At 43.6% G+C, this 22,426-nt stretch carries 19 protein-coding genes; 14 read left to right on the top strand and 5 right to left on the bottom strand.

All coding sequences use genetic code 11. The features are described from left to right. The first annotated feature begins 115 nt into the window (after positions 1–115). The 4 genes from ACTD55_RS13675 (at position 116) to ACTD55_RS13660 (ending at position 4,114) form a co-directional block, all read left to right on the top strand. On the top strand, positions 116–2,614 hold the full coding sequence (locus ACTD55_RS13675) for a PilZ domain-containing protein (protein WP_438864895.1): 2,499 nt from the start codon (positions 116–118) through the stop codon (positions 2,612–2,614). Between the two features lie 8 nt (positions 2,615–2,622). Continuing rightward, positions 2,623–2,985, top strand: coding sequence for a DUF1304 domain-containing protein (locus ACTD55_RS13670; protein WP_438864894.1), 363 nt, complete (start codon positions 2,623–2,625; stop codon positions 2,983–2,985). A gap of 215 nt (positions 2,986–3,200) precedes the next feature. Then, entirely contained in the window at positions 3,201–3,410 is a 210-nt protein-coding gene (locus ACTD55_RS13665; protein ID WP_416305826.1) for a cold-shock protein, read from the top strand. Positions 3,411–3,634: 224 nt separating this feature from the next. Continuing rightward, positions 3,635–4,114, top strand: coding sequence for a hypothetical protein (locus tag ACTD55_RS13660; RefSeq protein ID WP_438864893.1), 480 nt, complete (start codon positions 3,635–3,637; stop codon positions 4,112–4,114). A gap of 355 nt (positions 4,115–4,469) precedes the next feature. Here the strand turns inward: ACTD55_RS13660 and ACTD55_RS13655 are convergent, their stop codons facing one another. Beyond that, a complete protein-coding gene (locus ACTD55_RS13655; protein WP_438864892.1) occupies positions 4,470–5,876 on the bottom strand; it encodes a sugar porter family MFS transporter in 1,407 nt (468 codons plus the stop codon). 545 nt (positions 5,877–6,421) lie between these two features. Here ACTD55_RS13655 and ACTD55_RS13650 point away from each other — a divergent pair. The 4 genes from ACTD55_RS13650 (at position 6,422) to ACTD55_RS13635 (ending at position 12,000) form a co-directional block, all read left to right on the top strand. Next, the gene (locus tag ACTD55_RS13650) at positions 6,422–7,882 is read left to right on the top strand and encodes an MFS transporter (protein WP_438864891.1); all 1,461 of its coding nucleotides are present in this window, start codon (positions 6,422–6,424) and stop codon (positions 7,880–7,882) included. Positions 7,883–7,961: 79 nt separating this feature from the next. Further along, positions 7,962–8,978 carry a glycoside hydrolase family 43 protein gene (locus tag ACTD55_RS13645; RefSeq protein ID WP_438864890.1) on the top strand — a complete coding sequence of 339 codons (1,017 nt, stop codon included), beginning with the start codon at positions 7,962–7,964 and terminating at the stop codon, positions 8,976–8,978. A 156-nt stretch (positions 8,979–9,134) separates the two neighbouring features. Then, the gene (locus ACTD55_RS13640; protein ID WP_438864889.1) at positions 9,135–11,561 is read left to right on the top strand and encodes a glycoside hydrolase family 3 N-terminal domain-containing protein; all 2,427 of its coding nucleotides are present in this window, start codon (positions 9,135–9,137) and stop codon (positions 11,559–11,561) included. A gap of 1 nt (position 11,562) precedes the next feature. Next, entirely contained in the window at positions 11,563–12,000 is a 438-nt protein-coding gene (locus ACTD55_RS13635; RefSeq protein ID WP_438864888.1) for a nuclear transport factor 2 family protein, read from the top strand. Here ACTD55_RS13635 and ACTD55_RS13630 read toward each other — a convergent pair. Together ACTD55_RS13630 and ACTD55_RS13625 are read right to left on the bottom strand one after the other, a co-directional pair. Further along, the gene (locus ACTD55_RS13630) at positions 11,960–13,411 is read right to left on the bottom strand and encodes a heavy metal sensor histidine kinase (protein ID WP_438864887.1); all 1,452 of its coding nucleotides are present in this window, start codon (positions 13,409–13,411) and stop codon (positions 11,960–11,962) included. The two genes, ACTD55_RS13635 and ACTD55_RS13630, sit on opposite strands and share 41 nt — an antisense overlap. Beyond that, positions 13,401–14,084 carry a heavy metal response regulator transcription factor gene (locus ACTD55_RS13625; protein ID WP_438864886.1) on the bottom strand — a complete coding sequence of 228 codons (684 nt, stop codon included), beginning with the start codon at positions 14,082–14,084 and terminating at the stop codon, positions 13,401–13,403. The genes ACTD55_RS13630 and ACTD55_RS13625 overlap by 11 nt, the downstream gene beginning before the upstream one ends. A 167-nt stretch (positions 14,085–14,251) precedes the next feature. Here ACTD55_RS13625 and ACTD55_RS13620 point away from each other — a divergent pair, with 167 nt between their 5' ends. The 4 genes from ACTD55_RS13620 (at position 14,252) to ACTD55_RS13605 (ending at position 18,110) form a co-directional block, all read left to right on the top strand. Beyond that, positions 14,252–16,060: a copper resistance system multicopper oxidase gene (locus tag ACTD55_RS13620; RefSeq protein WP_438864885.1), complete on the top strand. Its 1,809-nt coding sequence runs from the start codon at positions 14,252–14,254 to the stop codon at positions 16,058–16,060. After that, positions 16,057–17,148, top strand: coding sequence for a copper resistance protein B (locus tag ACTD55_RS13615; RefSeq protein WP_438864884.1), 1,092 nt, complete (start codon positions 16,057–16,059; stop codon positions 17,146–17,148). The genes ACTD55_RS13620 and ACTD55_RS13615 overlap by 4 nt, the downstream gene beginning before the upstream one ends. Positions 17,149–17,221: 73 nt before the next feature. Next, positions 17,222–17,539 carry a hypothetical protein gene (locus tag ACTD55_RS13610; RefSeq protein WP_438864883.1) on the top strand — a complete coding sequence of 106 codons (318 nt, stop codon included), beginning with the start codon at positions 17,222–17,224 and terminating at the stop codon, positions 17,537–17,539. A 28-nt stretch (positions 17,540–17,567) separates the two neighbouring features. Continuing rightward, the gene (locus tag ACTD55_RS13605; protein WP_438864882.1) at positions 17,568–18,110 is read left to right on the top strand and encodes a c-type cytochrome; all 543 of its coding nucleotides are present in this window, start codon (positions 17,568–17,570) and stop codon (positions 18,108–18,110) included. 108 nt (positions 18,111–18,218) lie between these two features. Here ACTD55_RS13605 and cueR read toward each other — a convergent pair whose 3' ends face one another. Next, on the bottom strand, positions 18,219–18,620 hold the full coding sequence (gene cueR / locus ACTD55_RS13600) for a Cu(I)-responsive transcriptional regulator (RefSeq protein WP_438864881.1): 402 nt from the start codon (positions 18,618–18,620) through the stop codon (positions 18,219–18,221). Between the two features lie 5 nt (positions 18,621–18,625). Continuing rightward, entirely contained in the window at positions 18,626–21,004 is a 2,379-nt protein-coding gene (locus ACTD55_RS13595) for a heavy metal translocating P-type ATPase (protein ID WP_438864880.1), read from the bottom strand. 193 nt (positions 21,005–21,197) lie between these two features. On the opposite strand from ACTD55_RS13595, the gene ACTD55_RS13590 reads away from it, so the two are divergent. Together ACTD55_RS13590 and ACTD55_RS13585 are read left to right on the top strand one after the other, a co-directional pair. After that, positions 21,198–21,398, top strand: coding sequence for a heavy-metal-associated domain-containing protein (locus ACTD55_RS13590; RefSeq protein WP_438864879.1), 201 nt, complete (start codon positions 21,198–21,200; stop codon positions 21,396–21,398). A 197-nt stretch (positions 21,399–21,595) separates the two neighbouring features. Further along, positions 21,596–22,402: an acyl-CoA thioesterase gene (locus tag ACTD55_RS13585; protein WP_438864878.1), complete on the top strand. Its 807-nt coding sequence runs from the start codon at positions 21,596–21,598 to the stop codon at positions 22,400–22,402. Positions 22,403–22,426: the final 24 nt, after the last annotated feature.

The raw sequence follows: 22,426 nt of genomic DNA, 5'->3' as shown, positions 1-22,426 counted from the left end.
TTAAAAAAGGAATAGAATTATTCAATTAAGTCGATAATAGTAAATAACCTCTGCGAAGGGTAAAGTGTTCATTTATCGTTAATTTTCTGCAAACGCTGGATTTTACCAAACTAATATGACTCAGGAATTTGAACAATATCAGGAATTGATCGAGCAATTAAAACCGGTTGTTAACGAACCCGATTTTAATCAAACCTTATCGACTATCGCCAGTCATGTTTCCAAACCCAAACGTTTTCTAATCAAAATGGAATTAAAGCGACAGGCCAAACCTTGTGTGCAAATCATTGATTTACGAGGATTAGTTGATGGTCGTTGTTCCCCCTATGAATACAGCGGGCTGACTCATTTTCTTGACCAAATCGCAATTGATGTATTCGAGCGCCAGGTTCGAGCATTTGGAGAATATACGGTAGGCGTCTACGAGGCTGTTAATAATACTGAAAATAATTTCCGGGTTATGCATCAACAAGAACTGCTAGCTCGTTCAAAGTCGCCCACGTCAAGCGACACGGAGCCAGAATCAGATAGTTTATATCCAGCACGCCTAATTAACTTTGCCAACTATCGGCAACGACACGAAGAACGAATGAACTTTGTCGTTAATATTGAAATATTTAACCAGCTCAATGAGGCGATTCCCGCCAACACTATTGATATATCGATCAATGGTTTAAAGGTTAAGCTACGCAAAGATCGACTGTTTAAACCCCATGAACCATTAACGATCCAATTCCGTGGATTAGGTACTGATAACACCTTGGATAAAAATGAGGGGGTATCATACGAAGTGATCAATGTTGAGCAAGGGAGTGAAGAGCAACGCTTAACATTATGTCGAACCCATCAACGAGAAACCCCCAAATTTGATGCTTTTTTAGAACGTTTTATTCAAGGCAATAAACGCCGCTATAAAGTCAATATGGACAATACCATTGATGCGATTCAAGCCAAAGGCTATGAACAATATTACATACCGCAATTTAATTCCTTACCGATGTTCATCGAGGAAAATCAAGGACAATTACAGCCACGTTATGTATTAACCAATGACTTTAATAAAGATAGTCTTCACTACTGGACGGACGAAACAGGCCAACTTCGCATTGAGCATTTAGTTACTTCTCAACGTTTGCAACAATTGGCTGAACGTGAGCAAAAAGAGACCTATCTGTACGTTTTTAGTCGACTCAACAATCAGAAAACGTTTTTTTATTCTGCCACTCCGGAGCAATTAGAAAACCACCCTCAACTCAAACCGGTATTTTTAGGATATGGCAGTCGCAAAGCAAGTTGGCGAGTCTTTAAACTGCAGCTTCTCGATATGCTGCCAGAACAAGCCCACATTCCTTTATCGCTGCCAGATAGTCTTAGCAACAACGTAAAAAAACAGAACAATCAGCCTTCTGCTCGGCTAATGTCCAGACTTATCAAGCTAAAATATATTGCTCTGCTAACCGATTTAACCGATGACTGGAACACTATTCCCTATCAAAAAAACAAATTGAACAAGACCGCATTGCCCGGCATTAAACCTTTCGCTCATTCTCGTGCAGCAGTTGCTGAGCCTGTGACGTTACACCGTTTTAAGTATCAAAACTTACGGACCCAAGAACGTTTCCAACTGCGTAGCAAAGTCATAATTAACTTCAGAGATCTTCAATTAGAAGGGCTCACTGAAGACATTTCTTGTAATGGCATAAAAGTAGAGCTGAATAAAGCTTTTCCAGGTCGCATCTTCGATGACGTCACAATAAGCCTTCCACAATTGCAAAAAATGAGCCCCAAATTTGTTCTTAAAGGCTTACTCTATGAAGTCAAAAATATTAGCAGTGACGGCAATGTACTGAATTTAAATGTGGTGGATAACAGTCTTCCTCACAATGCCCAATTATTCTTCGACCAACTTATTAAAGCCAATAAAAATAAACTCAAAACTTATCGTGATGATGAAGTCATACCTGGCATAGGTGAAGCACTGCGTAATATTTATTCTGCCAATATTCCCAATATTGCCTTTTATATGCGTAAAGAAGGTGTGAATTACACCCCGGACGCTATTGCAAAGCCGCCAGCAGAACACCCTTTATTACCGTTGTTAGACTATCAGGCCGAATTAGGAACACTGAATCTGTATCCACTGTTTGCCACCAATATTCCTAATTTTATCCCGCAAACGCTTAAAAAGCTTAGTAATCACAGCAAGCCGGTAATGCGCGAATTGTTTATCGCTTTTAATCCATTAGCAACCGATCACAAACAGGCGATAAAGGTAAAGTTTGTGGATCAGTTTGAGCAAGATGCATTACGCAGGGAATTTATTGCCAAAGCGATTGGTGGTGGACAATTCTTTGCGGTAAAAGTGTTTATCGCTCGGACTGGACGACCCGACACGGAAATGATCAGAACTGAGATGAATTATGTCGGTATCTACGCCATGCATAAAGCAAAACAGCTCGAAGAACAATTATGGAATGTAACCGGAGTCGGAAACCTAATCGATATTACTGAAGAAGTGTTGCTTCGCTATGGCTTCGTTGAAACCGTAATGAATAAATACACCGCCACCGAAAAACAGGTGGAGGAAAAAATGGTGCAGCACAGCGCTGTATAGGAATGGATATGTTAACTATTAGCAATAGCATCATCTTACTGATTGCAGTATTACATGGGTACTTTCTCATTTTGGAAATGTTTTTATGGGATAAACCCATCGGCATGCGGGTATTTGGCAATAGCCTCGAAAAAGCGCAACACACTAAAATACTCGCGGCCAATCAAGGACTTTACAATGGTTTCTTAGCCGCTGGACTGCTGTGGAGCCTGACAATTGACACCAATCAAACCGAAACAAAAATATTTTTTCTGACATGTGTGATAATTGCAGGGCTATTTGGCGCTTACACCGCAAACCTTAAAATCTTATGGATACAGGCGCTTCCGGCCTTTATCGGGCTGGGTTTTACCGTTGCCGCCAGCTACTAATTACATATCCATATGAAAAGATAAGATTATATTGATTGACCACAAGCCAGAGCTGTATATAATACATTCAGCTTGAAAGTACGTTTTATATTTATGTGCACCATTTTAGTGTCCGTGTTGGTTTTTGTCCTGCATTTCATAAGTAATAGTAACACTTCCAGCAAACCCGCCTTTTAAAGGCACAAAATACTCTTGAATATATAGGATTAAAAATTATGTCTAACACAACTACCGGTACCGTAAAATGGTTCAACGAATCTAAAGGTTTTGGCTTCATCGAGCAAGAATCTGGTCCAGACGTTTTCGCTCACTTCAGCGCTATCTCTGGTTCTGGTTTCAAAACTCTTGTTGAAGGTCAAAAAGTACAGTTTACTGTTACTCAAGGCCAAAAAGGTCCTCAAGCCGAGAACATCGTAGCTCTTTAATTTTTAAAGAACTTGCTGCACCGGCCAGATTAAGCCGGTATTAGATAAAGCCCGCAATTGCGGGTTTTTTAGTGCCTAAATTTTATACCATCCCGTTATCATCTAACTTAACTACTATTCATTTAAACCAGTCCTATTCATATTCTTTGATACAAGCATTAATCTTAAATTTAATTGATAATCATTATCATTTGCATTATCTTTATTTGAAACAAGGAGAATTTATGCTTTATCCATTTATATGCCCCACTCACCGTCAATGGCTGACATTGAATATTCATGCCGCCACAAGTCACTATGCACATTGTATTGATACCGCCCAATACCATATTGAAGCCGGTTGTTGGCAAAGTGCTCTGCCCTTTTGCGGGAGCGCATATGAAACATCAGAAATCATTATGACCGCCGAAACACAGGACGCGATTTCTGCCGTTATTAACTTTACCCATGCCGCCATATTGCTAGCGAATGGTTTTAGACAACTGAATATGTTGACGGAGAGACAACAGGTTTTTGCGTCGTCACGCGAACGACTTCGTCTGGAGCTGCGGAAAAGCTCTATGGATTCGGCTGCTCATACCGCTTTACTGGAATGCTACGCATCGCTGGATTTAGGCTATCAAAGTGGATTGATACACAATAACACTCGAGGTGATACTGATGTCTCTATGCAAAACAGAACTAGTTCCCACCACTTTCACTAGCAATGGCGAACCGCAACCTTTTCAGTCATATTGGTCAACGGACAACTACGTGCAGCTAGAAATCAAATGCAGTGTTCTGCAACAGTTATTTTCCGGACATCATTTACTGGCTACAGATATCTGCTGCCAATCCAGCAAAGATAATTCGACAATCCGGCAAATGCTGCTCAATTGCCTGTTATGTAAACATTGTACACAAACGGGAATGTAGACGCGTTGTTTTACAGTGGGTGCTAATTTTTGTGTTGATATTGATATGTGGTTCGAGGCTATTTGTGCCTCAATTGAGCAATTTTCATTGCTCAATTGAGGCGAATATAAAAGATACACAGCCTCTAATCTGCAGGTAGGCTCATTATCCTTGCATATCTTCCAGCTCAGTCCCTTTAGTCTCGTAAACAAACTTAATTACAAATACAGCAGATATTGCGGCACTAATGGCATATAATCCGTATGCACCTGCCAAGCCAATTCCAGCCAGTAACATCGGGAATGTCCAGGTTATCAGGAAGTTAGTCACCCACTGTGCTAAACCGGCAATAGCCAAACCTGAACCTCTGATCTGATTTGGGAACATTTCGCCCAACATCACCCACATAACCGGTCCCCAAGACATATTAAAGCAGAACACATAAGCCAGTGCAGATCCGAGTGCTAGTGCCCCGTTATCGCCTAATACAAGATTGCCGTTAGCATCCGTACCGGCTTGTAGAAAACAATACACCATAATCCCCAAGGTGACGGCCATACCGATAGAACCCCATTTTAATAAGGGCTTACGACCTATTTTATCGACCAAGCCTAATGTCACAATACAGGCGGCAATACTCACCGCACCACTAATGACATTAGTTAATAACGCTTCGGATTCTGTATAACCAACCGCTTGCCATAAAACTGCGCCATAATAAAAAACCACATTAATACCGACTAGCTGTTGAAAAACGGCTAATCCAATACCGATCCAGGCAATTTTCCGGACTTTACCTGTTACTTTGTCGATTAAATCAGATAAACGTGGCTGATGATGATCTCCAGCCAGAGATTTTTCAATTTCTTCGGATTTTCTATTCCCCGCATCATTACCATACAAACGAATTAACACCGCTTTCGCATCCGCTTTACGGCCACTGACGACCAAAAAACGCGGACTTTCAGGAATAAAGAGTAGCGCCACTAAAAAAAGTACCGCTGGGAATAACTCAATCCAAAACATCCAGCGCCAGGCTTCGAAGCCCATCCATAATTCGGCAGTTGATAACCCGGCCATATTCGCTAATGCATAGTTGCTTACAAACGCCATAAACAAACCGGTAATAATTGCCACCTGCTGGACTGTGGTTAGCATACCGCGATAACGCGCCGGGGCGACTTCACTAATATAAGCAGGTGCCATCACCGATGCGGCCCCCACAGCTAAACCACCTAAAATACGGTAAAATACAAATTCAGCAGAGCCGGTAGAGATACCTGATCCCCATGCACTGATAATAAAGAACACTGCAGCGACTAATAATAGCGCTCGTCGACCATATTTATCGGCTAGACGTCCAGCAAAGAAGGCTCCGACCGCACAACCAAGTAACATACTGGAAACATTAAACCCGGTGCCAATACTTTCGGAGTTAAAAGCCGTTTGTAAACCGTCAACCGTGCCATTTATGACCCCGCTGTCAAATCCAAACAGAAAGCCCCCAATGGTCGCTACAATACTAATAAAAGCAATAAATAAGGTGTTATCTTGCTCTGTCACATTATTCAAAATGAATTCCTCAAAATGATGTTGTTATACTTGTCTAGCGGGAAGCCAGATTGAGATCGTTAACCGTTTCACTATCAACCCCAAAACTGAAACAAAACATTAACATCTCTGGCAGCACCGGAGCATAACATCAAAATTTCAGCAGCGACAAATTCCTTTTGGGTCGGCTGGATTGTCCGTCAATGGCCTGGTAATTCTGGAAATAACAGCCAAGAATATCGCTATCATACCAGGCTGGAGACGTTAATTAATCGAAGTTTCAGCAAGTTATATCAATCATCATAAACAACATATATAAATAATAACTTGAACTTATCGGGTCATTCGCTGAAGGTAGTAAACAGACAATTTACCTAATTTCATAACCCCTTTGCTGGAAAATAATAATATCCGCGGAGATAGCCTTTTGGCTGAGCGGTTAAATTTTAAGCAAGCACAACAAGGCAGCCACATAAAATAATAAAAATAACTAAAATCACAATATCTATACAACTGAAAATATCTAAAGTAAGCCTCACTAAAAATAATGGAACAAAAATATAACAATGACGACAATTCCTTCACATAAATTATCCGTTACCGAAAAAATAGGCTACAGCCTAGGTGATCTGGCAGCGAACTTGGTGTTTCAAACTCTCGTCACTTTCATTGCCTTTTTTTACACCGATGTGTACCGGATTCCAGCTAGTTCAGCCACCACAATTATTTTTACCTGTGGGATTTTAGGTGCGTTTGTATTTAATCCATTAATTGGGCTGTTAGCAGATCGCACCCGCACCCGTTGGGGTAAATTCCGCCCGTGGATTTTATTTACTTCGGTTCCATTCGGCGTATTGGCGTTAATGGCCTTTAGCACCCCTGACTTTAGCCCCGATGGCAAGATCTATTATGCTTTTGCCACTTACCTGTTACTGATGTTTGTCTACTCTGCAAACAATTTGCCTTATGCTGCATTAAGCGGTGTTATCACTGGTAATATGGCAGATCGTAACAGTATGTCTGCTTACCGTTTTGTCGCGGTAATGGTGGCTCAATTTATTATTCAGGCCTTGTTATTACCGTTGGTTTTGATGGCGGGGGATGGCGACAAAGCAGTAGGATTTGAAAAGGTAATGACCTTTTTATCCATCGTCGGCATTATTTGTTTCCTGATTACGTTCTTAACCACGAAAGAACGAATTGTTCCTAAACCAGAACAAGAATCCACCATAAAAGAAGATTTCTCCGATCTGTTTAAGAATATTCCCTGGCTAATTATGCTAACAGTCACTGTTATGGTGTTTATCACGTTGGCATTAAAGGGTGGCACTTATGTGTATTACTTCAAAGACTACGCTGACGCAGGTCAAATCGCTATTTTCCTTGACGATATAGGTTTCAATACTTTTATTGCCGGCATTACCAGCGTTTTCAGCAATTTCCATTGGCCTGATGATCCAGCCACCTCTGCGTTTAGTTTATTTAATGCATGCGGGATTATCTTGATGATTGTGGGTATTGGTTTTTCCAAACCCTTAGCGGACCGTTTTGGTAAACGTGATGTATTCGCTGTCGCCTTATTTATATCAACGCTATTTGTACTGGCGTTTTATTTCTTCTCCGCTCAATCTATTGGATTGATGTTTATCTCGCAAATCCTGCATGGCTTTTTTTACGGTATTACGATTCCGTTATTGTGGGCCATGATTGCCGACGTTGCCGACTATTCAGAGTGGAAAAACAACCGTCGCGCAACCGCTATTATTTTCTCGGCAATGATTGTGGGATTAAAAGTAGGCTTAACGCTTGGCTCAGCCCTGGTCACCAATATCCTTGACAGTTTTAACTACAATCCAGACTTGGCTGTTCAAGCCGCTAACACCATCAATGGGGTGAAGCTAGCGGTTAGTGTTTATGCCTCAATTCCTTTCTTGTTGGCCTTTGCTTGTATGTTTGCTTACCGCATCAATAAAGATATGGAGCAGAAGATTGAACGTGAACTCGCTGAGCGCCGCAACGCTGCATAATTAGCTATGCTATATTTCTTATCCTAAAGGGCCGATTTTTATCGACCCTTTTTATTTTTAGTTAAAAGAGAACTTATTTATGTCTGACGAATTCGACCCACAAGAACTACAGCGTCTTAAAAGCAAGGCCATTTCCCAACCATTGGTAGAGCATATTTATACTGCCGATCCGTCGGCGCATGTTTTTGATGGCAAGATTTATATCTATCCTTCCCATGATATTGACGCCGGTATTCCGTTTAATGACAACGGTGACCATTTTGGTATGCAGGACTACCACGTCATTTCGATGGATAACCCCGAAGCGAAAGCGGTTGACCATGGCGTAGCTCTGGATGTCAACGATGTAAAGTGGGCCGAGCGTCAAATGTGGGCGCCGGATGCTGCGCATAAAGATGGCAAATACTATTTGTATTTTCCGGCTAAGAAAGCCGATGGTATATTCCAGATTGGCGTCGCAGTTAGCGACTCTCCCATCGGTCCTTTTGTTCCAGAGCCAGAAGCTATCAAAGCCAGTTATTCCATTGATCCGGCGGTGTTTGAAGACGATGATGGCAATTACTACATGTACTGGGGCGGAATTTGGGGTGGACAGTTACAACACTACCGTAACAACCAATACAACGCTTCCAATCAGGAACCTCAGGATAACGAACCCGCATTAGGTCCAATTGTCGCCAAACTCAGCGACGATATGCTTGAATGTGCCGAAGCCCCCAAGGAAATCCAAATCCTGGATGAAAATGGGCAGCCGATATTGGCCGGCGATCATGACCGTCGTTTCTTTGAGGCTAGTTGGATGCATAAATATAACGGTAAGTATTACTTCTCTTATTCAACCGGAGATACCCATCTTATTTGTTATGCCACCGGCGATACGCCCTATGGTCCGTTTACTTATCAGGGCCCTATTTTAACACCAGTAGTCGGTTGGACGACTCATCATTCAATTTGTGAATTTGAAGGTAAATGGTATTTGTTCTACCACGATTCAATTTTATCTGAGGGTGTGACTCATTTGCGCTCGGTTAAAATGACGGAAATTAGCTATGACGCTAATGGCAAAATTCAAACCTTGAGCCCTTATCAGGAATAACCTTCTGTTATCGTCCCGTTCCGGATACTCAGTCTGGAACGGGATCACGCAATAACATAATTGCAACATTTAATAATACTATTGCCCCGCCAGCTATTTTTCTCATAGTATCTTGCCACTTCATCCAAACGGACATGAAAACACCAAGGTGACCCGATGAGAACGCTAAAAAATGCATTACTAACAATAAGTTTGTTAACGCCCTTACTAGTGCAGGCACAAGTCCCAGCCTACAAAGATGCCAAAAAACCTGTCGAACAGCGTGTTAACGATTTACTAAATCGTATGACACTGGAAGAAAAAGTCGCCCAGTTACAAACCGTCTGGAGTGAACGTCGTAAAATGGAAAACAAGAATATGGTTTTCCAACCGGATGTGGCCAAACAGTATTTATCCCAAGGTATTGGCCAAATAGCCCGCCCCAGTGAGTTTAAAACACCAGTGCAAACGGCTGAGTTTACCAATGCCGCCCAGCAATGGTTAATCGATCATACCCGTTTAGCAATTCCGGCTATTATGCATGAAGAAGCCTTACACGGTTTTGCCGCTATCGATGGTACCAGTTTCCCGCAAGCCATCGGCCTTGCCAGTACGTGGGAGCCGGAAGTTTTCAAGCAAGTCTATTCCATTGCTGCCATTGAGATGCGCGCTGTGGGTTCTCATCAAGCGTTAACCCCAATATTGGATGTCGCTCGGGATGCCCGCTGGGGGCGAATTGAAGAAACCATGGGCGAAGATCCTTATTTAATTACGGCACTGGGTGTAGCTGGTGTGCAAGGTTTTCAGGGCGAGCAAGGTGCCGATACGGTTATTCCGGACAATAAAGTCATCGCTACCCTTAAGCATTTGACCGGTCATGGTCAGCCAACCGGAGGCACCAATATCGCCCCGGCCCGTATTGGTCAGCGAGAATTGCATGAAGTATTTTTAATGCCCTTTGAAGGCGCGGTAAAACTGGCCGGAGCAGGCAGCATTATGGCCTCTTACAATGAAATTGACGGTATCCCCTCGCACGTCAACAAACCCTTATTAAATGGCATATTGCGTAATGAATGGCACTTCAAAGGGACTGTGGTCAGCGATTATTATGCCATTACTGAACTCAACACCCGTCACAGCCTGTATAGCAGCCTGCCAGAAGCCGCCAAAGCCGCATTAGAAGCAGGGGTCGATGTGGAAACCCCAAATCAGGATGCCTATTTAACTCTGGTTCAATTGGTTAAAGACGGCAAACTGGATGAAAAGTTAATCGACCGTTCGGTACGGCGTGTTTTAACCCAAAAGTTTAATTTGGGTTTATTTGAACATCCATTTGTTGATGCAAGCAAAGCAGACCAGGCGGTAGGCAATCCAACTCATCGAGATTTTGCCCGTGAAGTCGCCGAAAAGGCCATGGTATTACTCAAAAATGATGGCACTTTGCCACTGGATATTAACCAGATTAAACATCTGGCGGTGATAGGTCCTCACGCTGATGAAACCTTGCTAGGCGGATACAGCAACGTTCCGCGCCAGACCGTAACCATTTTGGACGGACTCAAACAAAAACTGGCTGGTAAAGCGACTGTCAGCTTTGCTCGCGGTACCAAATTGATTAAACCTGGTCCAGAAATAAACGATGCACAACAAAAGGCCCAGACCTTTTCTGAACGTCGTTGGGTTTATGATGATATCCAACTGGCAGATGATAGTGATCGCACTGGCTTATTAGATGAGGCCGTCAATTTAGCCAAACAATCTGATGCGGTGGTACTGGTATTAGGTGAAAATGAAGGCCTGTCCCGAGAAGCCTGGGATGACAATCATATGGGTGATCGTGCGCATATTGAATTAGTCGGCAATCAAATGGAGTTAGCTAAAGCCATTATTGATACCGGTAAACCAGTGGTAGTGCTGCTGACGAATGGCCGACCTTTAGCCTTGGGCGAACTAGCTGAACAGGCTCCGGCTATTATTGAGGGCTGGTATTTGGGTCAGGAAACTGGCAGCGCCGTAGCGAATGTAATCTTTGGTGACGCTAATCCAGGTGGTAAATTACCCTTAAGCTTTCCACGCAGTGCCGGGCATATTCCGGTATTTTACAACCATAAAGCCTCGGCCAAGCGGGGTTATCTGTTTGATGATATTTCACCACTTTATCCTTTCGGTCATGGTCTGAGCTATACCTCGTTCAACTATACCAACCTGCATGTTGATAGCAGCAATGCTAAAGCCAATGGTGCGGTTAAAGTGAGTTTTACCTTAACCAATACAGGTAAACTCGCAGGCGATGAAGTGGTACAACTGTATATTAACGATCCGGTGGCCAGTGCCACCCGTCCGGTTCAAGAACTCAAGGCCTTTAAACGTATTAGTTTAAAAGCCGGGCAATCGGCCGATATCACCTTCACTCTGCCTGTCAATCTGCTTGCCTTTTACGACGCAGCCATGGATTGGGTCGTCGAACCGGGCGAGATAAACGTGATGTTAGGTAGCTCTTCTGCCGATATTCGTTTACAAGATAAATTTACCATCTCGGGTAAAAGCGTTAATGTAGAGAAAAATAAAGCGTTTTTAAGTCAAACGAGTATCGAGTGGAACTAATTTGAATCGAAAGATCCGTTACTATTCTGTTTTATTATGGGGGTTGTGTTGGTCTGTCAGTGTTAATGCCGCCAACTCTCCTTCCAGTGAGTCTGTAGTGTTAGGTTTCGTGGCGGCGTTTAACCGCCACGATGTGACACAAATGCTCGAATTGGTCACCGATGATGTTCATTGGTATAAGGTCAATGGCCGTAATATCGGAGCACAAACCACAGGAAAACAGCAATTACAAACGCAAATGGAATTGTATTTTAGCGGCATTCAATCCCGTGCGACCCTAATAAGCATTCGTGGTGAGGGCAACTATGTCAGCACCATGCAAAAATCCCGTTCACTGACTAATCTATATGGCCAACCTCAATGCAGTGCTGTTACCTATTTAGTCGAAAGTGGCAAAATCAGCACTGTCTGGCAGTTTCCTGTGTTTGCTTGTGATTAATCCCAGCACGCACCAACGGTAATGTGATAGTAAAAATAGTGCGACCCTGAGACGAGCTAACGGTCAAATTACCATGATGAATATCAATAATGGATTTACTGATGGCCAAGCCTAATCCGCTTCCTTCCCCATTGCGAGTTCTGGATTGATCTGCTCGATAGAAGCGATCAAACAAATGTGAAATATGCTCCGGCGGAATGGTTTCACCATTATTTTCAACCGCAATTTGGGCCTCAGACTGGTTGATTGTGATTGATACCCGCACCACAGATTGTGCCGCCGAATAACGGATAGCATTAGATAATAAATTGCTCAATGCCCGTCTCAGCATATCTCTGTCAGCCTTTATTGTGGCTTGTCCTGTCAGTTCCAGTGTTAATTGTGATTCCTCTGCCCAAGCATCGAAATATTCAAATAATTCATGCACTTCGCTGTGTAAATTCACCTCATTGAGAGTTGGGACAATCAATCCATTATCTGTTTTTGCCAGCCATAACATATCACTGACCATTTTGGTCAACCGATCGAACTCCTCCTGATTGGAATACAGAATCTCTTTATATTCATCCACACTACGGACACGGCTTAACGCGACTTGGGTTTGGGTGGCCAGATTGGTTAACGGAGTGCGTAGTTCATGGGCAATATCGGCTGAAAAATAAGATAAGCGTTTAAAACCGGCCTCTACATGGCTGATCATAGTATTAAATGACACCACTAATTCCTGTAGTTCATCAGGGATTTTTTCAGGCTTTAAACGAATATGTAAATTATCGGTGCTGATATCACGTATTTGCCGACTCACTTTTAGTAGTGGCCGATGGCCTAACTTAACCGCCCACCATGCAGCTATCATCGCGATACACCAGACAATGGACATAATCATCCATAAGGTTTGCCGAAAGCGTTCAAGGAAATCGATATGAAAATCCATATTACCGGCCACCAAAACATTAACTGGGTGCGCATCCAGCATATATCCCACCAAATTCCCCCCTCGATAGGCATGTTGACCGCTTTGCCAGCTAATCAATTCATCTGCAGATAAGCGATACTGTGCCGGAAATAACAGTAATGGTGATAAATCCACTTGATCAAGTTGATAAAGTAACTGCTGTTTTTGACTGGAATAGATTGCAAAATAAACACCATGATGCCCGGCCACCGCTTGTTTTAATGCATTATGGATTTCGTCAGTATTGGCATCGGGATGCAAGGTTTGTAATTTATTTTTAACCGATTGTGCGACCACTGCCAGCTCATTGGCATCCTGTTGAGCAAAATGGTGCTGAATTGAATGATCGATCACTGTACCGAGCAAGATAAAAGAAAGGACTAAGGTCAGTCCCACCAATAAAATCACCCGGCTTGATAGCGAAATGGGCGTTGTAACGGAAAATTTAGTCGTCATCGTCTACATCAAGTTTATAACCCATGCCCCTTACGGTATGGATCAGTTTAGTCGCAAACGGATCATCTATTTTTGCTCGTAAACGGCGAACGGCGACATCTATTACATTGGTTTCACTATCAAAATTCATATCCCAGACTTGTGAGGCTATCAGCGAACGTGGTAATACTTCACCTTGACCGCGTACCAATAATTCCAATAACGAGAATTCTTTATTAGTGAGGTTAATTCGAGTATCACCCCGTGTTGCCCGTCTTTTAGGAATATCCAGCAACAAGTCTGCCACTTCTAGTACATCTGGAATAACCTGACGCGCACCGCGTCGCAACAAACTACGAACCCGAGCCAACAGCTCTGCGAAGGCAAAAGGTTTAATCAGATAATCATCAGCCCCTAGCTCCAAGCCTTTAACCTTATCTGACAAACTATCCTTGGCGGTCAGAAATAATACCGGGACGGATAAATCAGCCGCTCGAAGTTTTTGCATAATTTGCCAACCATCGATATCCGGTAACATCACATCCAGAATAATCAGGTCAAACGTTTCCGACATTGCCATGTGATAACCATCGAGGCCATTTCGCTCAAGCTGCACCACAAAACCGGATTCCTCCAGCCCTTTTAGCAGATAATCGCCGATTTTTTTCTCATCTTCCACGACTAACAGTCGCATATTGGTCTTATCCCATTCATCTATTACCAGTGGATTGTACGTTACCTAATTAACCACCAGATTACTCTAACATTACATTTTTGTAATGTAGCCGTCATGCTGGAGTCAGGACTGTTAATCTAAACTATATTCCAACAACAATCCTGCTAATTAACACCAGAGGAACTATGCAAAAAAACATTGGTAATTCCATTGCCCCTATTAGTCTACCCCGACGAAATTTTGTCAAGGGAGCCGTAGCAGGTTCTGTTGCGATGGGGATGGGACATATCGCTGCTGCACAAGGTCAAGACTATGCTAGTGCCGCCAAGACGGATGTCTTAACCGGTAACGAGTTTGATCTTACCGTTGCTGAAACGGCAGTTAATTTTACTGGCGAAAAACGGATAGCAACCACCATAAACGGTAGTATTCCAGCTCCCACTTTAGTGTGGCGTGAAGGCGAAACGGTGACCATCCGGGTAACTAATCGCTTGTCGGTGTCCACCTCTATGCATTGGCATGGCATTCTTTTGCCTTTCCAAATGGATGGTGTCCCCGGCATTAGTTATCGGGGCATTGATCCTGGAGAAACTTTCACTTATCACTTTAAAGTGCAACAATCCGGTACCTATTGGTATCACTCGCATACTGGCTTTCAGGAAATGACCGGCATGTACGGCAGCATTATCATTGAGCCAAAGGCAGGCGAAAAAATAAGTACTGACCGGGATATGGTGGTGCAATTGTCAGATTGGACCAACGAGCATCCTATGTCGGTTTTTGCCCATTTAAAGCAGCAAAGCGACTATTACAACTATAACCAACCTACCGCACGGGATTTCTTCAATGATATGTCCCGTTACGGTATGGGTAAGGCCATTTCCATGCGAAAAATGTGGAATGAGATGCGCATGAGCCCTACCGATTTGGCCGATTTATCCGCTACAACGTTTACCTTTCTGATGAACGGTTACACACCCAATGATAATTGGACCGGTGTATTTAAACCCGGCGAAACGATACGACTGCGTTTTATTAATGGCTCTAGCAATACTTTTTTCGATGTCCGTATTCCCGGCTTAAAATTAACGGTTGTCTCGGCTGACGGTCAGGATGTTGAACCGGTTAGTGTCGATGAATTTAGATTCGGTCCGGGAGAAACCTACGACATTATTGTTAAACCTACCGACGATGCTCACAGTATATTCGCTCAGTCGATGGATCGATCTGGTTATACCCGCGGTACTTTGGCGGTAAAACAAGGATTGGTAGCCGAAGTGCCCAGCGTCGATGCACCCGTTTGGCTAGCGATGAAAGACATGATGGGCAATATGTCTCATGGCGATGATATGTCAGGCATGAATATGGATCATGGCAATATGCAAATGGACCATAGTTCGATGCCTCACGGTAGCATGTCGATGGATCACAAAAAGCACGCCAAGCACAAAAATCCACTCGCAGTGCCTTCACAAACCGTTAATCACGCACGCAGTGAATATGGTCCGTCTGTCGATGCTAGGGTGGAAATGCCGCGAACCAACCTTGACGATCCAGGCATTGGTTTACGTAACAATGGCAGGCGGGTGTTAACTTTGGCTGATTTACATACCGTAGGGGGGCCGCTGGATCCACGTTTACCTGAACGCGAAGTCGAATTACACCTAACCGGTAATATGGAACGTTACACCTGGTCATTTGATGGTCTCGAGTTTGGTAAATCCACCCCGGTGCATTTCCGTCATGGCGAGCGCGTGAGGGTGATATTACAAAATGACACTATGATGACGCATCCCATGCATATGCACGGTGTATGGAGTGAACTGGAAAATGACAAAGGCGAATTTATGGTTAGGCGCCACACCATCCCAGTTCAACCCGCACAACGGATTAGCTTTCTGATCAACGCTGATGCACTCGGTCGGTGGGCATGGCATTGTCACCTTCTATTTCATATGGATGCAGGCATGTTTCGCGAAGTGGTGATTTCATGAGGAATAAATTGATATTAAATAAAAAAACAGCGGTTGCAGCATTAGTGTGTTTGTTTTCAACGGCCACCGTGGCACAGCAACAAAATAGTGATAATCCACAACCGCCTATGACAAAAAATGCGGATGAATTGCCGCTGGATCCCAATGCTATTGATCACAGCGCCATGGGACATGGTTCAATGACCGATATGGATTCAATGCAAGGCATGGATCATTCCAAAATGCAGCATCAGGATACCGACAGCATGGATCCCTATGCCATCGATCACAGCGCTATGGGCCATGGCTCAATGGCCGATATGGATTCGATGCAAGACATGGATATGTCCAGTCAAAGTAACACTCCGCCCCCCAATGCTCGGGATCCCCATGCTTATTCTGATGGTTTAACCCTAGATAGTGGTGCTTTTGCCTTACCCGGACCAAGACAACTTAAAATGGCCGATGAACACGCTTTTTGGACGGTTTTGTTTGACCGGTTTGAATATGCAGATGGATTGTCTAGTGGCTTGGGCGATGCGACTCAATACGATATGCAAACCTGGTATGGCAGTAGTTACGATCGCCTAGTAGTAAAAAGCGAAGGCGAAATTATTGATAGTAAACTGGAAGAGAGTGAAAACCAGATCCTGTGGGGTCATGCGATTACAACCTTTTGGGATACCCAACTGGGTGTCAAATTCGATACCTCAGAAGGACCATCAAGACAATGGCTAACCTTTGGCTTGCAGGGCATTGCACCTTACTGGTTTGAGATCGATGCCAGTGTATCAGTAGGTGCAGAAGGACGCAGCGCATTTGATTTTGAAGCCGAGTATGAACTGCTTATTACCCAGCGCTTGGTATTACAACCGCGAGTGGTGCTCAGCGCTTACGGTAAAGATGATGCACAAAATGGTGTCGGCAAAGGCCTGTCATCGCTAACTGCCGGTGTACGACTGAGATATGAATTTAACCGCCAATTCGCTCCCTATCTGGGTGTGGAGTGGACAGGTCAATATGGTAATACCGCTGACTTTACTAAATTAGAAGGCCGCTCAACCAGACAGACTCAATGGGTAGCCGGAGTACGCTTCTGGTTTCAATAAAACCAATCCGTGTTGTGTCGGTATTTTTTATCCCGGCGCATCATTATTTTTAAACCATAAATAAGGAATAACCATGAAAACCCATAAACTGATTTCTATACTCACCCTCGTTTTATCTGCCTATACGATGAATGCCTATGCTCATGATCCCAAAGAACATGCTAAAGAAAAAGAAGCGCCAAATTGTGCGGTTATGCAAGACATAGAGCAGGGCAAAGTAGATAAAAGTGATCCGGTCATTATGGCAATGATGAAAAAATGTCACAAAACGATGGATAACAAAAAAGCCGATGGTAAACATGTAGATAAACACATGGATGGCATGAAGGAAGAAGATGACCATCACCATGATCACAAAGGCAATGACGATCACAATGATGATCACCACTAGGATCGCTTAATTAAACGGGGCAACAGCCATGAAAATTATCTATACATTATTAGCATTCATCGCTCTGACTATTGGTGGAGCAGCGATCTTTATCTATTCTGGTATTTATCCTATCGGTGCTGATGTTCCCCACAGTGCTGCCGAATTTTGGGTATTAGAGAATTTACGCGAAAACTCGATTGAACGCGCATCATCCGAAATCAGTGTACCGTCGTTAGAGTCTGCCGATTTGCTACTGACTGGCGGGCCTAATTACAATGATATGTGCGCGGGATGCCACTTAAAACCCGGTAAACAAAAAAGTGATATGAGTGTTGGCTTATACCCAGCGCCACCCAATTTATCCGCTAGCAGCCACACAGAAGATCACCAACATGGTGATGCGACACAACTGGCAGGCCGCCAATTTTGGGTGATTAAACATGGCATAAAAGCTTCAGGGATGCCTGCATGGGGAGCGACTCACGATGATCAACGTATTTGGGCGATGGTGGCTTTTTTGCAAAAATTACCGCAATTAACCCCTGAGCAATATCAAATATTAACCGCTCGTGATTTGGACGAGGATTAGAAACGAGGGTGAGACCGAATTTCTAACCCCCTCACCCCTAATGGTTGTTGCTTTCAGATAACGAAAAACGCCCTAACGTAATCCACCCCAGATAAAGTATTGCACTGTTTATACTTTATCTAAACCATCAAGAATTGAGCAACTGGCATTTTCATCACCGTTGCAGTTGTTAGCCAGTTCTTGCAGTTCTTTTTTCATCTGCTTAAGTTCTTTAATTTTTAAATTAATTTCATCCAAATGCTCTTCCGCGAGTTGTTTAACTTCACGACTGGCTCTATTCGGATTTTGCCACAAATCGGATAAAGCCTGTATTTGCACCAATGAAAAGCCAAGTTTCTTGGCTTGTTTTATAACACCCAGTAATTTTAGTTGCTGACTGTTATATAATCGGTACTGAGCATCCGTACGAGTTACCTTGGGAATTAGGCCATTCACTTCATAATGTCGGATCATTTTTGCCGAGAGCCCAGTAATGTTAGCAGCTTCGCCGATCGTAACTAATTTTTTCATTATGGTTATTCCTTTGGACGCCAGCGCTGTAAAAGCAAGGCATTGCTAATCACAAAAAGGCTACTACAGGCCATCGCCGCTCCTGCCAATATGGGGCTAAGATAACCGAGTGCCGCCAACGGGATGCCGATAGCATTAAAAATAAAAGCCCAAAATAAATTCTGTTTTATTTTCCGGTAAGTTAATTTTGCCATTAACAACGCTGATGCAACCAGATTTGGTTCGCCTCGCATCAAGGTGATTGCTGATGCACTAACTGCCACTTCTGTTCCCGTAGCCATCGCGATGCCCAGATTTGATTGTGCCAATGCTGGCGCATCATTGATGCCATCACCCACCATTGCCACCTGATTGCCTTGTTGTTGGTACTGTTTAATAAAAGCGGCTTTTTCAGCCGGCATGACTTCCGACTGATACTGATCTAGCTGCAAAATATTGGCAACATAATCAGCACTGGCGTGACTGTCACCGGTCAACATTGCGACCTTTATGCCTTGATGCTTTAATTGCTCAACGGCGGCTTGTGCGTGTTCTTTGAGCTTGTCGGAAAAACAAAACAAACCCAATAATTGATAATTATCCCCTTGCTGTCTAGCTAACCACGATACTGATGCGCCTTGAACTTGGATCACATCTTGGGGCAAAGTCATTCCTAGTTCAGTCATCATATGCTGGCTGCCAAATAATAAATTCGAATCATCTAATTTGGCTTTCACACCGAGTCCGGAAACAACCTGAAAATCCTCAACATCTTGTGGGGAAATAGCCATTTCAGCCGCTTTGTTTAGTATCGCTTTGGCTAGTGAGTGTTCACTATGCTGCTGTAAAGACACCGCAAGTTGCATTAGCTCCTGCTCAGAGCCAATAAAGGCGTTCATTTGACTTAACTCAGGCTTACCCTCGGTCAAGGTGCCGGTTTTATCAAACACGACCATATCGATGCTAGTCGCTTGTTCTAAAGCACTGGCATCTTTAACCAATATGCCAAAACGTGCCGCTGTACCGGTACCAGCCATAATCGCGGCAGGTGTTGCCAAACCAAGTGCACAAGGACACGCAATGACCAGGACCGCGACGGCATTTAAAATGGATTGTTGCCAATTGCCCGTCAGTAATCCCCAACTCAATAACGTTATTGCCGAAATAAGCATAACAACAGGCACAAAGACCGCACTCACTTTATCCACCAATGCTTGCACAGGCGCTTTTGCCCCTTGTGCCTCTTCTACTAACCTAATGATTTTGGCTAGCGTCGATTCTGTGCCTACGCTACTGGCTTTAATCTCTAATATGCCATCTAAATTAACCGAACCACCGGTGACATTATCCCCCTCTTTTTTACTGACAGGCAGACTCTCTCCACTTATCAGGGCTTCATCCAAATGGCTTTGTCCGGAGATCACGACACCATCAACAGGCACTCGCTCGCCCGGTTTGATTTGTAATCGCTCACCAGAAATAACGGTCGATGCACTAACCTGCTGCCATTTATCCAAGCGCCACACTGCCGCTGTTGTAGGGCGCAAACTCTCCAGTGCTCGCAAAGCACTAGTGGTTCGCCGTTTAGCTCTGTGTTCCAAGTATTTACCAATCAGCACCAAACTTAATACGACACTACTGCTTTCAAAATATAAATGCGGCAACCCATCATGACCGATGCTTATCCACCATAAATAAATAGATAAACCATAGGCTGCACTTGTTCCTATCGCGACTAATAAATCCATATTACCAGTATAAGATTTAAGCGCCCCCAAGCCAGCGCGATAAAACCTAGCCCCAAAGTAAAATTGTACGGGAGTAGCCAGTATCCATTGCCATAAAGCCGGCAACATCCAGTCTTTACCAAACAACATTCCAAACATGGGTAAAATGAGTGGCAATGAAAGCACACTAGCACCTACAGCAGGAAACCAGTCAGCCTGATAAAACGTGCTTTTATTATTATCACTTTGAGCAATATCCGCGGCCTTATTTGTATCGGAATTAAGTTTGTATCCGGCATTTTCAAGACTGCTTGCAACTTCCGATTCAGACAATTCTGCAATCAAGACTAGCGATAGCTGCTCTGTTGCCAAATTGACATTTGCTTTGAGCACCTGAGGTAACTTCAACATTGCTTTTTCCACCCGGCTAGAGCAGGACGAACAAGTCATTCCCGATACTCCATAGGTGGCCTTGGAGGTAGAGACCTGATAGCCCCCTTCTTCGACAGCCTCGACTAGATTTTGAATATTTACAGTACCTTTAATGCTTGCTGTTTCAACCGCTAAATTAACACTGGCCTGTTCGACACCCTCAACTTTTTGAAGTGCCTTTTCGACACGACCGACACAAGATGAACAGGTCATTCCTTCAATTCTCAACTGGATTGTATTGTGCATACAAGTGCTCCCATGGGCTTATCTTATTCCACTGAATTAGATACTAAAGCTTGCCATTATGGCAAGGTCAAGCCTACATCACCGATTAAATTAAAATAAAATAAATTAAATTAAAATAATTGACCTTACCATGATGGTAAGCCTGAAAATGAAATTGTTAACAAAAGCGTGTTAACCTTTGGAGGAACAATTAATGTTAAAACTGAAAATCGAAGATATGACTTGCAACCATTGCATTAGCTTAGTGAATAAGGCAATCAAAGAGTTAGAAAGTACCGCAAAAGTTGAAATTGATTTACCTGAGAGAACCGCCGTTATTTATAGTGAAATAGAAGATCAGGATATAATAATGGCACTGGAAGAAGCGGGTTACCCAGCAATTCAATTGAAATGATACTGTGCACCATAAACGAGTAATTGATTGAGTTATCTAACCAGAGGATATTTATGTCCTCTGAACTTCTCTAAATCTGTAATATTTTAATAGCAATCCATAATAAGCATGACCAAGGATAAATAGCCTTAACTAGGCTAGACATCCGACCAGTAATGACGATAATCTTATTCAATACGTGAATAAGAGAAATCACTATGTTAATAGATGAATTACTTGGCTTAGCCCGCCAACAAGATAATGATGACGTGACGCTGTCGATCCCCAAGGATTGGACCCAGGGCAGAACCGCCTTTGGTGGTATCTCTGCGGCTCTGGTTTATCAGACCATGCGTAATCAAATTGATCAGCAGCGCTTACTACGCTCACTAACCACCAATTTTGTTGGCCCTCTTAATCCCGACAGCCCGTTTAGTATCCAGGTGGAAATATTACGTGAAGGTAAAAATGCCACTCAGGCCGAAGCTCGCGCCACTCAGGATGGCAAAGTCTGCGTGTTATGTGTCGCGCTATTTGCCGTTGCCAGAAGTTCAAAAATTGGGGTAGCAAACCAGACTAAACACAATATGTTATTACCGGCTAAGCCCAAATATATTCCCCAGATCCCCAAAATCACGCCCAAATTTCTTCGCCATTTTGATGTATCACTGGTCGAAGGCGGCATGCCTTTTACCGGCAGCAAACACTCGGCAATCCATGGTTGGATGCGCTTTACCCAACCACCGGCCAAGATAGAAGATGCGCATATCATAGCGCTGGCCGATGCCTGGCCCCCCGCACCACTGCAAATGTTACGCTGGCCTGCTCCTGCCAGTAGCATGAGCTGGAATCTGGAATTTATTCACCCACACCGCACTATTTCCCCCACAGACTGGATAGCTTATCAGGCTCACACTCGTCAGGCGGCTGATGGGTATGCGCATACCGAAGCCAATATTTGGGACCCGGATGGCGAACTGATTGCCATTAGCCGCCAAACTGTGGGTATTTTTGATGGCAAATAGCCCCAGATACCATTTTACTTGTAC

This window comes from Neptunicella sp., from assembly GCF_048268085.1.
Classification (GTDB): Bacteria; Pseudomonadota; Gammaproteobacteria; order Enterobacterales; family Alteromonadaceae; genus Neptunicella.
The sequence above is the reverse complement of the archived record's forward strand: the minus strand, read 5'-3'. Positions and strand labels throughout refer to the sequence as shown.